Below are 14,981 nucleotides of genomic sequence, written 5' to 3' on the forward strand. Positions count from 1 at the left end.
AAGCTGACCTCACTCGCCAGGAAGCCAGTTATGCGTCGCCTGTTATTCGCCTGCCTGCTCATGGGCTCTGCACACGCCTTTGCCTTTGACCGCCTGCAAGTCGAGGGCTACACCTTGCCCAACGGCCTGCAATTACTGCTCAAACCGGGCACCGAGCGCGGGCACGTGGCCATTCGTCTGGTGGTGGGTGTTGGCCTGGATGACTTCAGTTGCGAGGACAAGGAACTGCCGCACCTGCTCGAACATCTGCTGTTCAGCGGCATCGACGGCGGCGGCGAAGGCGACCTGGAAGACCGCATGCAGGCCTTGGGCGGCGAGTGGAACGCCTACACCAGCAATGCCGACACCACCTTCGTGATCGAGGCACCCGCGCAAAACCAGCGCAAGGTGCTCGACCTGCTGCTGGCGATCATCACCCGCACCGAACTGACCGACGCGAATATCAACGCGGCCAAGCAGGTGGTCGAGCGCGAAGACGGCGGCCATTACTCACACCTCCAACGCCTGCTGGACCGCCAGGACCTGGGCCACACCGCCAGTAACCAATTAGCGATCGAGCTGGGCCTCAAGTGTGCCGAACGCGCCGAAGTCGGCCACCTGACCCGCGACCAACTGGAGAAGCTGCGCAAGAATTGGTACGCCCCCAACAACATGACCCTGATCATCGTCGGCGACCTCGACAAACTGCTGCCGGCCTACCTGGAACGCACCTATGGCGAACTCGACCCCGTCGATCCTACCGAGCACTTGCCCCTGCCGGACATCCAGCACGCCGCCGCCAGCCACCGCGACCTGATACACGGCTGGGTCGGTGACAGCGCCAAACTGCACTGGCTGTTTCCCGAACCGATGCTGGACGACCAGCATGATGAAACCTACGACCTGCTCAAGGACTACCTCGACTGGGCGCTGTACCGCCAATTGCGCCTCAAGCACGGGTTGTCCTACGGCCCGTGGAGCGAACGCGAAGTGCTCGGCGGTGTCGGCTTCCTCAGTCTGAATGCCGATCTCGAACGGGAAAACCTCCCCGAAGCCGAGCAGGTTCTGCAAGACCTCAAGGCGCAGTTGCTCAAGGACGGCCTCGAGCCGGCGGTGTTCGCCCGACTGCAACAAGCCGCGATCGCGCGCCAGGCCTGGGCGGTGCAGGGCAACAGCGCGCTGGCCGACTATTACTGGAGCGCCTCGGGTGACTATGCCAAGGGACGTATCAGCGACCCGGTCAAGCGCATCAAGGCCGTGAGCCTGGAGCAGACCAACCAGGCCATGCGCGAAGTCTTCAAACAGCCGGGTTACTGGCGCATCGAGAAACCACTGCTGAGCTACGACATGCTCAACTGGATCGCTGCCGGCGTGCTGGTGCTGATCGCCATTGTGTTGATCGGCGTACGCAGTTATCGCAAACGGATCACGTAATGAGGCACCGTACCCAGGGCTAAGACGTTATTCTGTCTGGGATTTTTTCCTACAAAGACTGCGAACCGCCGAATGCCAAACCTGACCCACTACATCCAGCGCATCCTCGAATTGATGAAGCGCTACCCAGGGGTGATCGCACTCGGCGGCTTCATTTCGGGTGTGAGCAGCTTCATCCTGGTGGATCGCCAGCAGGGCATGGCCAGCTGGATCGCCGTCATCATGCTGGTGAGTTGGTTGTGGCTGATGCTGGAAAACAGCTTTACCCAGCTGTTCACCAAAGTCTTCAAGCGGGAAATCCCCGAACCGCTGTTGCGTTACGCCACCCAGATGATCCACCAGGAAAGTCTGTTTTTTGTGCTGCCGTTCTTTTTCATCACCACCACCTGGAACAGCGGCCAATCGATCTTCACCGGGCTGCTCGGCGCGGCAGCACTGGTGTCGATCGTCGACCCGCTGTATTACAAGTGGCTGGCGCCCAAGCGTTCACTGTTCCTCGCGCTGCACACCCTGACCCTGTTCGCCGCGCTGCTCACCGCGTTGCCGATCATCATGCACCTGACCACCGCCGAGAGTTACAAGCTGGCACTGGGTGTGGCCATGGCCCTGTCGATCCCGAGCCTGGCCGTCAGCTTGCCACTGCGCAGCGTCAAAGGGTGGGCGATGCTGCTGGGGGTCACGGCTGCCATCGGCGCAGCGGGTTGGTTCCTGCGCAGTTGGGTACCGCCGGCCACCCTGTGGATGACCGAAGTGGCCATCAGCACGCAACTGCAAGACCGCACACCGGGCGATGACCTCAAGGAAGTCACTGCCGCCCAACTGCGCAGTGGCGGGCTGTACGCCTACACCGCGATCAACGCACCGCGGGGGTTGGATGAGCGGATCTACCACGTGTGGAAATTCAACGGCAAAGAAGTCGACCGCATCGCCCTGGATATCCATGGCGGGCGCAAGGAAGGCTATCGCGCCTGGACCCACAAGCAGAACTTCCCGCCCGATGCCGTGGGCCGCTGGCAAGTGCGGGTACTGACGGAGGACGGTCAGGTGATCGGCGTGCTGCGTTTCAAAGTGACCGACACAGCACAAACGGACAACCCAAAGTAGGCAGGATCGTGCTATTACGTAGGAATTGTGGATAGCCAGACAAGCTCGGAGCTTATGACCAGTAGTACGACGGCCGGCGCGGCCTCCCTCGATACGTCCACCGCTCCTCCGTTACTCAGGATTACGGGGGACTGGACGCTTGCCCACTACGCCAACCTGAAGAAGCTGTCGGACAAACTCGACGGCCAATACGACGCCGGCGCCCGCATCGACCTCAACGGCCTCGGCGCGCTGGACACCGCCGGTGCCTCACTGCTGGTGGAGCTGCTGGGCCCTGACCGCATCGAGCAATCCGCCGAGCAGACCGACTGTAGCCTCTCCGCCGCCGACCGGGCGCTACTCAAGACTGTTTACCGTTCCCTGAATGATTTCTGCGTACCGGACAAAGCGCCGGAAGAGGCCACCGGCATCCAAGTGCTGGCGCGTATCGGCCGGGCAGTGGACACGGTCTGGCAGGACAGCAAGAAACTGCTGGGCTTTATCGGCCTGATCCTCGAAACCTTCGCCCGTAGCATTTTCAGGCCCAAGCGCTGGCGCCTGACGCCGATGGTTGCGCATATCGAACAGACCGGCCTCGACGCCGCCCCCATCGTCGCCTTGCTGACCTTCCTGGTGGGCGCTGTGGTGGCCTTTCTCGGCGCTACAGTGCTCAAGAGCTTTGGCGCGACGATTTTCACCGTCGACCTGGTGGCGTTCTCCTTCCTGCGCGAATTCGGCGTGTTGCTCACCGCGATCCTCATCGCCGGCCGCACCGCCAGTGCGTTTACTGCGCAAATCGGCTCGATGAAGGCCAACGAAGAAATCGACGCCATCCGCACCTTGGGCCTGGACCCGATGGAGCTGCTGGTGTTGCCGCGCGTACTGGCGTTGCTGGTGGCGCTGCCGATGCTGACGTTCGTGGCAATGCTCTCGGGGATAGTCGGCGGCGGCGTGGTGTGCGCCGTGGCCCTGGATATTTCCCCGGCGATGTTCCTCTCGCTGCTGCAATCGGACATTGGCGTGCAGCATTTTCTGGTGGGCATGGTGAAAGCGCCGATCTTCGCCTTCCTGATCGCGGCCATCGGCTGCCTGGAAGGTTTCAAGGTCAGCGGCAGTGCCGAGTCGGTCGGCGCCCACACCACGTCCAGCGTGGTGCAATCGATCTTTGTGGTGATCGTGCTGGATGCGGTCGCCGCGTTGTTCTTCATGGAGATGGGCTGGTGAGTCGTGTACACCGTTCGCCCACTGAGGCGGTGATTGAGGTGCGTGGCCTGTGCAATCGCTTTGGCAGCCAGAGCGTGCACGAGCACCTCGACCTGGATTTGTACAAAGGCGAAATCCTTGCAGTGGTCGGCGGCTCCGGCAGCGGCAAGTCGGTGCTGCTGCGCAGCATTATCGGCCTGCGCCGACCCAACGAAGGCGAGGTGAGGGTGTTCGGCAAGAACCTCCCGAGCCTGTCGGAGCACGAACGCTCGCGGGTGGAACGGCGCTTTGGCGTGCTGTTCCAGAAGGGCGCGCTATTTTCCTCGCTGACCGTCACCGAGAACGTCGCACTGCCGCTGATCGAACACGCAGGCCTCAGCCGCGCCGACGCCGAGCATTTGGCCGCGGTCAAACTGGCGCTGGCCGGGCTGCCGCTGTCGGCGGCCGACAAATACCCGGCGTCGCTGTCGGGCGGCATGATCAAGCGTGCGGCCTTGGCCCGCGCGCTGGCGCTGGACCCAGACATCCTGTTTCTCGACGAACCCACCGCCGGCCTCGACCCGATTGGCGCCGCACAATTCGACCAGCTGATCCTGACCCTGCGCGATGCGCTGGGCCTGAGCGTGTTCCTGGTCACCCACGACCTCGACACGCTGTACACCATCACCGACCGCGTGGCGGTGCTGGCGCAGAAGAAAGTGCTGGTGGCCGATGCCATCGATGTCGTCTCCGAAACGGACGACGCCTGGATTCACGAATACTTCCACGGCCCCCGGGGCCGCGCGGCATTGGATGCCGCTCAACCGCTCAACGAGGTATGACATGGAAACCCGAGCCCATCATGTGATGATCGGTCTGTTCAGCGTAATCGTGGTGGCCGGCGCGATGCTGTTTGGCCTTTGGCTGGCCAAATCCAGCGTCGATACGGCCTTCCAGGATTACGAAGTGATCTTCAACGAAGCGGTCAGCGGCCTGTCCCAGGGCAGCTCGGTGCAGTACAGCGGGATCAAGGTGGGCGATGTGATCAGCCTGCGCCTGGACCCCAACGACCCGCGCCGCGTACTCGCGCGCATCCGCCTGGCCGGCGAGACGCCGATCAAGGAAGACACCCAGGCCAAACTGGCGCTGACCGGCATCACTGGCACCTCGATCATCCAGCTCAGCGGCGGCACGCCCCAGAGCCCGGAACTCAAGGGCAAGGACGGCAACTTGCCGGAAATCATCGCCTCGCCATCGCCCATTGCCCGGTTGCTCAATAACAGCAATGACTTGATGACCAGCATCAACCTGTTGCTGCATAACGCCAACGGCATGTTCTCTGCGCAGAATGTCGAGCGCATCAGCAAAACCTTGGACCATCTTGAGCAAACCACAGGGGCAATTGCCGACCAGCGCGGCGATATCAAAGTGGTGATGCAACAGCTGATGCAGGTGAGCAAACAGGCCGGTGCCGCCCTGGAGCAGACCACCGTGCTGATGCGCAACGCCAACGGTTTGCTCACCGAGCAAGGCAAGCAGGCCTTCGGCAGCGCCGAGCAGGCCATGAAATCCCTCGAGCAAAGCACCGCGACCATCAATACCTTGCTGACCGACAACAAGGACTCGGTGAACAGCGGCATGCAAGGCCTTAACGAACTGGCACCGGCCGTGCGCGAACTGCGCGAAACCCTCGGTTCGCTGCGCGCCATCTCCCGTCGCCTGGAAGCCAACCCCAGCGGTTACTTGCTGGGCAGCGACAAGAACAAGGAGTTCACGCCATGAAGCGTGCTTACCAACTGATCGCCCCTGTGGCCCTGGCCCTGAACCTGGCGCTGCTCAGCGCGTGCTCGATCCTGCCTCAGGCGGACCCGTCGGACGTGTACCGCCTGGCTTCGGCCCAGACCGCTACCCAAGGCACGCAGGTAACCTGGTCGCTGCGCGTGGCCAAGCCACAGACCAGTGAGTTTCTCGACAGCCCGCGTATTGCCGTGGTGCCCAATGGCAACCTGATCAGCAGCTACGCGAACTCACGCTGGAGCGATCCGGCGCCGGTGTTGTTGCGCAATCGCTTTATGGATGGCTTCCAGCGCGATGGCCGGGTGACGCTGTTGAGTACCGACGACACCAACCTGCAAGCCGACTATGAGTTGGGCGGGCAGTTGCAGGCGTTTCAGAGTGAATACCATGGCAGTGCGGTTGAGGTGGTGATCCGCCTTGACGCGCGGTTGGTGCGCGGGAGTGATCAGCGGATTATTGCCAGCCGGCGGTTTGAAATTCGCCAACCAGCCAGCGATACCAAGGTGCCGGCCGTAGTGGTCGGGTTTGGCCAAGCCGGGGATGCATTGAATAAGCAGGTGGTGGATTGGGCGGTGCAGCAGGGCAACGCAGCACTTGTGGCGAGGTAGCTTGCTCCCGCTGGGCTGCGCAGCAGCCCCAAAACCAGCCAATGAGCTTTGACTGACACACCTGCAAAATCTTGTTGGGGCTGCTTCGCAGCCCAGCGGGAGCAAGCTCCCTCGCCACAGGGATTGGAGTCTTAACCGAAGAACCAGTAGCACACCGCAATCGCCGCGACCACACCGGCAAACTCCGCCAGCAACGCACACCCTACGGCATGCCGCGCCCGCTGAATCCCCACCGATCCAAAGTAAACCGCCAACACATAAAAGGTGGTTTCCGTACTGCCCTGAATCGTCGCTGCCACCAATGCCGGGAAGCTGTCCACGCCCTGGGTCTGCATCGTCTCAATCAACATCGCCCGCGCCGCGCTGCCGGAGAACGGCTTGACCATCGCCGTCGGCAAGGCATCGACAAAGCGCGTGTCCATGCCCGTCCAGGCCACCAGATGGCGAATACCCTCAAGGCCGAAGTCCAGCGCCCCGGAGGCGCGCAACACGCCTACCGCACACAGCATCGCCACCAGGTACGGCAACAGGTTCTTGGCGACATCGAAGCCCTCTTTGGCCCCTTCGACAAACGCTTCATACACCTTCACCTTACGCAACGCGCCGATCACCAGAAACAGCATGATCAACCCGAACAACGTCAGGTTGCCCAGGATCGACGACAAGCCAGCCAGCGCCGTGGCGGACAGGGTCGCCAGCAACGCCATAAAGCCGCCCAGCACCAGCGCGCCCGGAATCAGGTAAGCCAGCACCACCGGATCCCACAGCCGCAGGCGCTGCATCACCGCCACCGAGAGCAGCCCCACGAGTGTCGATGCGCTGGTGGCCAGCAGGATCGGCAGGAACACCAGCGTCGGGTCGGCGGCGCCTTGTTGGGCGCGGTACATGAAGATCGTTACCGGCAACAGCGTCAGCGAGGACGCGTTAAGCACCAGGAACAGGATCTGCGCGTTACTCGCAGTATTGGGTATGGGGTTGAGTTCCTGCAGCGCCTTCATGGCTTTCAGGCCGATAGGCGTCGCGGCGTTGTCCAGGCCCAGGCCGTTGGCGGCGAAGTTTAGGGTGATCAAGCCGATGGCCGGGTGGCCGGCCGGGACTTCCGGCATCAGGCGGCGAAACAGTGGGCCCAGGGCCTTGGCCAACCAGTCGACGATCCCGGCTTTTTCGGCGATACGCAAAAAGCCCAGCCACAACGTCAGGGTGCCGAACAGCAGCACCATCACTTCCACCGACAATTTGGCCATGGCGAAAATGCTTTCCACCATCGCCGCAAAAATCCCGGCATTACCGCCCACCAGCCATTGCGCCAGTGCTGACACCATTGCCACGACAAAGAAGCCAAGCCACAGGCCATTGAGCATCAGTTAAATCCCCCGAAAGATGGGGCGAATGATAGCGGGGCTGGCAGAAACGACAAACCCCGGATTTACCGGGGTTTGTTCATATCACGCCGGCATCAGCCGCGGCTGGCCTCACCGACCGGCAGCGCTTGCTTGGTGCGCCAGTGCGGCAGGGAGTTCCAGTAGCGCTCGCCCTTGGCATCGTCGTACATGCCTTCCCAGCGGGAGATGACCAACACAGCCAGGGCGTTGCCGATTACGTTGAGTGCGGTACGCGCCATGTCCATGATGCGGTCGACACCGGCAATGAACGCCAGGCCTTCCAGCGGGATGCCCACGCTGCCCAGGGTGGCCAGCAGCACCACGAAGGACACACCCGGCACGCCGGCGATACCTTTGGAGGTCACCATCAGGGTCAGCACCAGCATCAGTTGCTGGCCGATCGACAGGTCGATGCCATACAACTGGGCGATAAAGATCGCCGCGATGCTCTGGTACAGGGTCGAACCGTCGAGGTTGAACGAGTAGCCGGTCGGCACCACGAAGCTGCAGATGGCCTTCGGCGCGCCGTAGGCTTCCATCTTCTCGATCACACGTGGCAACACGGTTTCGGAACTGGCGGTGGAGTAGGCCAGCACCAACTCATCCTTGAAGATGCGCATCAGCTTGATCACCGAGAAACCGAACAGGCGAGCGATCAGGCCGAGGATCACAAAGGCGAAGAACAGGATGGCGACGTAAACCAGGATCACCAGCTTGGCCAGCGGCAGCAAGGAGGCGAAGCCGAAGTTGGCGACGGTCACCGCGATCAGTGCAAAGACGCCGACCGGGGCGTACTTCATGATCATGTGGGTGACTTTGAACATGCTCTCGGACACGCCCTGGAACATCGTAACCAGCGGCTCGCGCAGATCGGGTTTGAGGCTCGAAAGGCCAAGGCCGAACAGCACCGAGAAGAAGATGATCGGCAGCATTTCACCACGGGCAACGGCGGCGAAGATGTTCGACGGGATCAGGTTGAGGATCGTCTGGATGAACGCATGCTCATGCTGCACTTCGGCGGCGGTCGCCTGGTACTTGGAGATATCGACGGTACCCAGGGTACTCATATCGATGCCCGCGCCCGGATGGAACACATTGGCCAACAGCAGGCCGACCACAATGGCGATGGTGGTGACGATCTCGAAGTAAAGGATGGTTTTGACGCCGATACGCCCGAGCTTTTTCGCGTCGCCCACACCGGCAATGCCGACGATCAGCGAGGAAATCACAATCGGGATCACGATCATCTTGATCAGGCGGATAAAGATATCGCCCGCCGGCTGCAACACGTTGCTGATCCACCAGGCCTTTTCAGCACTGAAATGGTTGAGCACAGCACCGATTGCGATCCCCAACACCAAACCGATGAGGATCTGCCAGGCGAGGCTTAGCTTTGCCTTCTTCATGTCATTACCCTTACTTCAAGTGGACTTAAGGCAAATGCGCCAGCTGCAACGCTCGAAAGCGAAAAAGTGTGTGCATCTGCCTCCGTAGAAGGTCACCGCAGCGTGGCCGAAATGGCTTACTGGCAGGCGAAAAAAGGCGCAACTATTCCGATGCAACAGGGCGGCGTCTAATGCCGTAAACGCCTACCCTATGCCGAATCGGCATGGCTTTTTTCTATAATAACTGTCCGATCGGTCAGTTCAAATGTGACATTTTGTCAGGTGAATATGCCGTGGACCTGCCAATACAGGCTCGTTCAGAGATTCAGCACGACTTGCCACCATTGGCAAAAATGCCCGGCAATTCATGGGGCTGGCGTCGGAAACGGCCTATAGCGGCGGCAAAACTTTCTCGATAGATGGTCGCGCCGATACACCAAGTAATGGCGAGGAACGCGCAAAAAGAGAATTCTCAGCTATGGGCGGCATGAGCGTTGGGGAGATAAGAATCATAAGCCCGCCGCAAGTTCAGCAAGCTTGAGGACTTGTGAACTTGCGTCGCAGCTTTTCGCCTGACCCGGCCCTCGCGCAGGCACTCCGTGTGCCCGTAGGTCACGCCGATCTCGATTGATCAGAGCAACCCGGCCCCCTGGTCATGCACCACCCTTGGCGAGCGATGCAGACAGAAAGAAGCGGGGGGCTTCTTTCTATGGACGCTGGCCCCGCAGACGACGTATGCGTCAGACGGAACCTAGTACCAATTAGGATCTTTCTTAAGCTGCTCCATCAGCAGCTTTTGCATGCCTTCATCCGGCTTACCGATAAAACGGTAATCGGCGTGCCGCGTTGGGGACTTGTCTGCCGGCAGACCGGCTGGGACTTCTACCAACATGGCGTAGGCATCTTCCTTGTCGAGGCTGAAGGCAACGATCAGGCGCTTGCTCAGGCAGGTGTCTGCTGTTTCGCAGAGCGGCCCGACCAGATACTTGTCGCCATCCTCTTCAACGGCGTTCATTTGTTCAGCCGTACCGGACAGGTTCATCACCCATTCCGGCAGGCGCTCCTCTTTCTTCACCACGCCTTGCCAGGTTTCACGGTACTGAGCGTCCGCGCTGAGCAATTCGTTGGCCCGGGATTGGCCGTCATTGGCGGCCATCGTCAGGCCACTGCCGCCCAGAAGCAGGACGGCAGCAATGGCTTTGAGAGACAAAGTGGTCATATTCAGCCTCGGCCGCGACGACCAAAGAAGAACGAAGCAATGAACATCACCAGAAAGACGACAAAGAGAATCTTGGCGATACCCGTGGCGGTGCCCGCGATACCACCGAAGCCCAGGACTGCAGCCACAATGGCGATGATCAGAAATGTGATTGCCCAACTCAACATGGTGATTCTCCTTACGCTTCTATAGGGGTAACAGCGGTGGTGCGGTACAGCCGCTCAATACGAGCGGTTGTTTGTTGCCTAGAACACCCAACGGTCCTGGGATGGCAGTTCACTCAGGGAAGATTCCTGGTCAACCATCCGCAGTTGCGGGGCTGTTACATCGGCAGAAACGCTGCCAACGGAACGGAAGTGGGTCTGGGTCATGACAGGACGTTCAAATTGTGGGGTTTGCTGCTGACTCTGCTGCCAATGCTGAATCTGCTGGCCTGCAATCAACGTGACCATCAAGGCCAGGCTGGCAAACAGACCTTGCTGCAGGCGCAGTGGCGATACATGCAATTGGCTGAGGGTTTGGCGAGTCATGCTGCATTTCTCCCGCATTCGGATTATTCGTTCATGACGCTCTTGGGATAGGTATTGCAGCGCGCGTGCCAGCTTTTTTACAAAATAATACTTAATAAAATCAATGACTTATTTATTATCGATAAGTACTACAGATAGCATCCTGCACGATGCCGCTTTATACGCCGTGCGAAATGCACGATGGCCAGTGGTCGGATCAGCGGATAGAAAGCGCACAGCGAGTTGCCGAACTGGCAAGAAGGCATGAAAACGCCACCAGCAGGGGCTTTGTTGGAATGCGTGCAGATACCTGCACGAGTTTGCGTTTTATCAATCAGAATGAACCATGCAACTTGCCCGATTATTCCGGGACTAAACACCATCACTTATAGTTAAGGAGCGCGGGACAGATGGAATCAGCCAAGGAACTTCAAGGCCGCATTCTTTTAGTGGATGACGAATCCGCGATCCTCCGTACCTTCCGTTACTGCCTGGAAGATGAAGGCTACACAGTGTCCACAGCCAACAGCGCCGCCCAGGCCGATGCCTTGATGCAGCGCCAGGTGTTCGACTTGTGCTTCCTGGACCTGCGCCTGGGTGAGGACAATGGCCTCGATGTATTGGCGCAGATGCGCATTCAGGCGCCGTGGATGCGTGTGGTGATCGTCACCGCACATTCGGCCGTCGACACGGCCGTGGATGCGATCCAGGCCGGTGCCGCTGATTACCTCGTTAAACCATGCAGCCCGGACCAACTGCGACTGGCCACCGCCAAGCAGCTGGAAGTGCGCCAACTTTCGGCGCGCCTGGAAGCGCTGGAAGGCGAAGTGCGCCAACCGAAGGACGGCCTCGACTCCCACAGCCCTGCAATGATGGTGGTGCTGGAAACCGCGCGCCAGGTTGCCGGGACTGACGCCAACATATTGATCCTGGGCGAGTCCGGTACCGGTAAAGGGGAGCTGGCACGGGCGATCCACGGCTGGAGCAAACGCGCGAAAAAATCCTGCGTCACCATCAACTGCCCGTCGCTGACGGCCGAGCTGATGGAAAGCGAATTGTTCGGCCACAGCCGGGGCGCCTTTACCGGCGCCAGTGAAAGTACCCTGGGCCGGGTCAACCAGGCGGACGGCGGTACGCTGTTTCTCGACGAGATCGGCGACTTCCCCCTCACCTTGCAACCCAAACTGCTGCGCTTCATCCAGGACAAGGAATACGAGCGCGTGGGCGACCCCGTGACCCGGCGTGCCGACGTGCGCATCCTCGCGGCCACCAACCTGAACCTGGAAGACATGGTGCGCGATGGCCGCTTCCGTGAAGACTTGCTGTACCGCCTCAACGTCATCACCTTGCACTTGCCGCCGCTGCGTGAGCGCAGTGAAGACATCCTGACCCTGGCCGAGCGGTTTCTGGCGCGCTTCGTCAAGGAGTACGCCCGACCGGCACGCGGCTTCAGCGATGAAGCCCGCGAAGCGCTGCTCAACTATCGCTGGCCGGGCAATATCCGTGAGCTGCGAAATGTGGTGGAGCGCGCCAGCATCATTTGCCCACAGGAAAAGGTCGAAATCAGCCACTTGGGCATGGCCGAGCAACCGACCAACAACGCTCCACGAATTGGCGCGGCGTTGAGCCTGGACGAGCTGGAGAAGGCGCATATAGGCGCGGTACTGGCCACTAGCGACACGCTGGATCAGGCTGCACGCACCCTCGGCATCGACGCGTCGACCCTGTATCGCAAACGCAAACAGTACAACCTGTGAGCTGTACCTTATGAAGCTAGCGATGAAACTGCGCACTCGGCTGTTCTTGAGTATCTCGGCGCTGATCACCGTCGCCTTGCTGGGATTGATCCTGGGGCTGGTCAGCGTGATGCAAATGGCCAAAAGCCAGGAGTCATTGATCCGCAGTAATTTCGTCACCCTGGACCTGGGTCTCAAACTGCGCCAGACCCTGGGCGACCAGTTGATTCTGATGCTGGAAGAGCAACCGGACCCCACCGCCCTGCAAGCCTCAAAGCAACAATATTTCGCGCTGCTGGATCAGGGCATCGCCCATGAGGAGCAAGACGGCCGCAGCAGCGGGTTCACGCAGGCGCGCCTCGATTACCTGAACTTCCTCAAGGCGTTCGACGAGTCCCAGCAAAAATCTCTGGTTCACAATAAAAACGAAAAGCTCACCGCAACCTTCAATGCGTTGCGCAACGGCCTGATCGCCGAACACAAGCTCGCGTTGGAAAATATCAACACCAGCGAACACAAGTCCCGCGACCGTGCGCTGTTGATTGCGGGCCTGCTGGGGCTGGTTGGCCTGGCGGTACTGATCATCGGCTTCATCACCGCCCACGGCATCGCCCGGCGCTTCGGTGGGCCTATCGAAGCCTTGGCCAAGGCAGCGGACAAGATCGGCCAGGGTGACTTCGAAGTGACGCTGCCCATCTCCTCGGCGGCGGAGATGAACCAGCTGACCCGCCGCTTCGGCATCATGGCCGAGGCGTTGCGCCAGCATCAGGCGACCAATGTCGATGAGCTCCTGGCTGGCCAGCAGCGCCTGCAAGCGGTGCTCGACAGCATCGACGACGGCCTGCTGATGATTGACCGCCAGGGCCACCTGGAGCACCTCAACCCCGTGGCGCAACGCCAGCTGGGTTGGGACGAGCAACGTCTTGGCCAAGGTTTGGGTGAAGCACTGGGCCGCCCGGAAATGGATGAGCAACTGCAACTGGTACTGCGCGGCGGCAACCTGGAGCGAGCACCGGATGATCTGGAAGTGGAAGTCGAGGGCGAATTGCGCCTGCTGACCTATAGCCTGACGCCGGTCAGCCACACCCAGGGGCATATCCTCGGCGCGGTGATGGTGCTGCATGACGTTACCGAGCAACGCGCCTTTGAGCGGGTGCGCAGCGAATTTGTGTTACGCGCCTCCCATGAATTGCGTACGCCGGTGACCGGCATGCATATGGCGTTCGGTCTGTTCCGCGAGCGGGCGAAGTTTCCTGCGGATTCGCGTGAGGCGGACCTGCTGGACACAGTCAACGAAGAGATGCAGCGCTTGATGCAGTTGATCAATGACCTGCTCAACTTCTCGCGCTACCAGAATGGCCTGCAAAAACTCACCTTGGGCGCGTGTGACGTCACCGATCTGCTGGAGCATGCACGGGCCCGCTTCGCTGAACCGGCGAATGCGCAAAATATAGAATTGCTGGTGGAAGCCCAATCCGATCTGCCCCGGCTCTATGCCGACCAGGCGCAGCTGGAACGCGTACTCGACAACCTGCTGGGCAACGCGCTGCGTCATACCGCCGAAGAAGGGCAAATACGCCTGCAGGCGCGGCGCCATGGCGAACGGGTGATTATCAGCGTGGAGGATAATGGCGAAGGAATCGCCTATGGCCAGCAAGGGCGCATCTTCGAACCCTTCGTGCAGGTGGGCCGCAAGAAAGGCGGCGCCGGCCTGGGGCTGGCGCTGTGCAAGGAAATTGTGCAATTGCACGGAGGCCGCATGGGCGTGTATTCACGGCCGGGGCAGGGTACGCAGTTTTATATGGCACTTCCCTTGTAGGAGCGCGGCTTGCCGGCGATGACGGTCTTGAGGTCGCCATCGCTCACAAGCCGTGCTCCTACAGAATCAGCGGCGATTCAACGCCCGCAGGATCGCCGCACTTTCAGCATCCGGCGCGCCATCAAACAGCGACGGACGGAAATGCATCTGGAACGCCGCGATCACATGACGCGTAGCGACATCCAGTTCACCGGTCTGCGGTGTTTGATAGCCAAGGTGAGCCAACTCTTCCTGAAACCAGGTGATGCTCGGCAGGTCGGTGGCGTACTGCACTTGGAAGCGGGCGACTGCCTGCGCGTCGGGCCATATCCCCAAACCTTCATCCGCCAAGCGCTTCCACGGGAACAACGGCCCCGGGTCCAGCTTGCGCAACGGTGCGATATCGCTATGGCCAATAATGTTCTTGGGGTCGATGCCATTACGCTTGCTGATGTCCTTGAGCAACACCACCAGCGATTTCACCTGCGGCTCCGAGTATGGGTACCACACGCGGCCTGTCGGCGTGTCGCGATACCCCGGGTTGACGATCTCAATGCCGATGGAGCTCGAGTTGAGCCAGGTGCGGCCCGCCCACTCGCTTTCCCCGGCATGCCACGCGCGCTGGCTTTCATCCACCAGCTTGTAAATGGTGGCTGAGGCATCGTCGCCGATCAGGTAATGGCTGCTGACCTGACCGTGGGTCAGCAGGGCCAGCGAGCGTTCAAGGTTGGTCGAGGTGTAATGAACGACGACGAACTGCACACGGTTGTCGTGGTTTACCGAGGGGTGACTGGTGTCCAGCCGGGGGCCACTGGCACAGCCGGCGAGCAGAAGAAACACAAAGGCGAAGTACAAGGATTTCATGGCAG

General features: G+C 60.5%; 14 protein-coding genes. 8 read left to right on the top strand and 6 right to left on the bottom strand.

All coding sequences use genetic code 11. From position 1 onward, the window contains the following. Positions 1–30: 30 nt before the first annotated feature. From ACR52_RS05555 to ACR52_RS05580, 6 genes are all read left to right on the top strand, one after another. Positions 31–1,413 carry a M16 family metallopeptidase gene (locus tag ACR52_RS05555; protein ID WP_048721424.1) on the top strand — a complete coding sequence of 461 codons (1,383 nt, stop codon included), beginning with the start codon at positions 31–33 and terminating at the stop codon, positions 1,411–1,413. A gap of 72 nt (positions 1,414–1,485) precedes the next feature. Next, entirely contained in the window at positions 1,486–2,517 is a 1,032-nt protein-coding gene (locus ACR52_RS05560) for a DUF5924 family protein (RefSeq protein ID WP_048721427.1), read from the top strand. A gap of 54 nt (positions 2,518–2,571) precedes the next feature. Continuing rightward, positions 2,572–3,720 (top strand): ABC transporter permease, encoded by a 1,149-nt coding sequence (locus tag ACR52_RS05565; protein ID WP_048721430.1) that lies wholly within the window; start codon positions 2,572–2,574, stop codon positions 3,718–3,720. Continuing rightward, positions 3,717–4,520, top strand: coding sequence for an ABC transporter ATP-binding protein (locus tag ACR52_RS05570; RefSeq protein WP_048721433.1), 804 nt, complete (start codon positions 3,717–3,719; stop codon positions 4,518–4,520). The genes ACR52_RS05565 and ACR52_RS05570 overlap by 4 nt, the downstream gene beginning before the upstream one ends. Position 4,521: 1 nt before the next feature. Beyond that, positions 4,522–5,460, top strand: coding sequence for an MlaD family protein (locus ACR52_RS05575; protein WP_048721436.1), 939 nt, complete (start codon positions 4,522–4,524; stop codon positions 5,458–5,460). Continuing rightward, the gene (locus tag ACR52_RS05580) at positions 5,457–6,083 is read left to right on the top strand and encodes an ABC-type transport auxiliary lipoprotein family protein (protein ID WP_048721439.1); all 627 of its coding nucleotides are present in this window, start codon (positions 5,457–5,459) and stop codon (positions 6,081–6,083) included. The genes ACR52_RS05575 and ACR52_RS05580 overlap by 4 nt, the downstream gene beginning before the upstream one ends. 131 nt (positions 6,084–6,214) lie before the next feature. Here ACR52_RS05580 and ACR52_RS05585 read toward each other — a convergent pair whose 3' ends face one another. From ACR52_RS05585 to ACR52_RS05605, 5 genes are all read right to left on the bottom strand, one after another. Beyond that, a complete protein-coding gene (locus ACR52_RS05585; RefSeq protein WP_048721443.1) occupies positions 6,215–7,444 on the bottom strand; it encodes a nucleoside recognition domain-containing protein in 1,230 nt (409 codons plus the stop codon). Positions 7,445–7,539: 95 nt separating this feature from the next. Then, positions 7,540–8,871: a glutamate/aspartate:proton symporter GltP gene (gltP, locus tag ACR52_RS05590; protein WP_048721447.1), complete on the bottom strand. Its 1,332-nt coding sequence runs from the start codon at positions 8,869–8,871 to the stop codon at positions 7,540–7,542. Between the two features lie 730 nt (positions 8,872–9,601). Further along, on the bottom strand, positions 9,602–10,069 hold the full coding sequence (locus ACR52_RS05595; RefSeq protein ID WP_048721450.1) for an inhibitor of vertebrate lysozyme family protein: 468 nt from the start codon (positions 10,067–10,069) through the stop codon (positions 9,602–9,604). 2 nt (positions 10,070–10,071) lie between these two features. Then, on the bottom strand, positions 10,072–10,236 hold the full coding sequence (locus ACR52_RS29165) for a DUF1328 domain-containing protein (protein WP_003170804.1): 165 nt from the start codon (positions 10,234–10,236) through the stop codon (positions 10,072–10,074). A gap of 78 nt (positions 10,237–10,314) precedes the next feature. Beyond that, positions 10,315–10,599 (bottom strand): hypothetical protein, encoded by a 285-nt coding sequence (locus ACR52_RS05605; RefSeq protein ID WP_048721469.1) that lies wholly within the window; start codon positions 10,597–10,599, stop codon positions 10,315–10,317. Positions 10,600–10,988: 389 nt separating this feature from the next. Between ACR52_RS05605 and algB the strand changes: the two genes are divergently transcribed. Both algB and ACR52_RS05615 read left to right on the top strand, forming a co-directional pair. Further along, positions 10,989–12,335: a sigma-54-dependent response regulator transcription factor AlgB gene (gene algB, locus ACR52_RS05610; protein WP_048721471.1), complete on the top strand. Its 1,347-nt coding sequence runs from the start codon at positions 10,989–10,991 to the stop codon at positions 12,333–12,335. Between the two features lie 10 nt (positions 12,336–12,345). Then, the gene (locus ACR52_RS05615; RefSeq protein ID WP_048721473.1) at positions 12,346–14,133 is read left to right on the top strand and encodes an ATP-binding protein; all 1,788 of its coding nucleotides are present in this window, start codon (positions 12,346–12,348) and stop codon (positions 14,131–14,133) included. Between the two features lie 66 nt (positions 14,134–14,199). Here ACR52_RS05615 and ACR52_RS05620 read toward each other — a convergent pair whose 3' ends face one another. Then, positions 14,200–14,976, bottom strand: a complete 777-nt coding sequence (locus ACR52_RS05620) for an N-acetylmuramoyl-L-alanine amidase (RefSeq protein WP_048721475.1) — start codon at positions 14,974–14,976, stop codon at positions 14,200–14,202. Positions 14,977–14,981 lie beyond the last annotated feature (5 nt).

Source organism: Pseudomonas fildesensis (genome assembly GCF_001050345.1).
GTDB classification, from domain to species: Bacteria; Pseudomonadota; Gammaproteobacteria; order Pseudomonadales; family Pseudomonadaceae; genus Aquipseudomonas; species Aquipseudomonas fildesensis.

Coding starts and splice junctions, on each gene's coding strand:
- ACR52_RS05555 (WP_048721424.1), top strand. CDS start 31: ATGCGTCGCCTGTTATTCGCCTGCCTGCTCATGGGCTCTGCACACGCC.
- ACR52_RS05560 (WP_048721427.1), top strand. CDS start 1,486: ATGCCAAACCTGACCCACTACATCCAGCGCATCCTCGAATTGATGAAG.
- ACR52_RS05565 (WP_048721430.1), top strand. CDS start 2,572: ATGACCAGTAGTACGACGGCCGGCGCGGCCTCCCTCGATACGTCCACC.
- ACR52_RS05575 (WP_048721436.1), top strand. CDS start 4,522: ATGGAAACCCGAGCCCATCATGTGATGATCGGTCTGTTCAGCGTAATC.
- ACR52_RS05580 (WP_048721439.1), top strand. CDS start 5,457: ATGAAGCGTGCTTACCAACTGATCGCCCCTGTGGCCCTGGCCCTGAAC.
- ACR52_RS05585 (WP_048721443.1), bottom strand. CDS start 7,444: ATGCTCAATGGCCTGTGGCTTGGCTTCTTTGTCGTGGCAATGGTGTCA.
- gltP (WP_048721447.1), bottom strand. CDS start 8,871: ATGAAGAAGGCAAAGCTAAGCCTCGCCTGGCAGATCCTCATCGGTTTG.
- ACR52_RS05595 (WP_048721450.1), bottom strand. CDS start 10,069: ATGACCACTTTGTCTCTCAAAGCCATTGCTGCCGTCCTGCTTCTGGGC.
- ACR52_RS29165 (WP_003170804.1), bottom strand. CDS start 10,236: ATGTTGAGTTGGGCAATCACATTTCTGATCATCGCCATTGTGGCTGCA.
- ACR52_RS05605 (WP_048721469.1), bottom strand. CDS start 10,599: ATGACTCGCCAAACCCTCAGCCAATTGCATGTATCGCCACTGCGCCTG.
- algB (WP_048721471.1), top strand. CDS start 10,989: ATGGAATCAGCCAAGGAACTTCAAGGCCGCATTCTTTTAGTGGATGAC.
- ACR52_RS05615 (WP_048721473.1), top strand. CDS start 12,346: ATGAAGCTAGCGATGAAACTGCGCACTCGGCTGTTCTTGAGTATCTCG.
- ACR52_RS05620 (WP_048721475.1), bottom strand. CDS start 14,976: ATGAAATCCTTGTACTTCGCCTTTGTGTTTCTTCTGCTCGCCGGCTGT.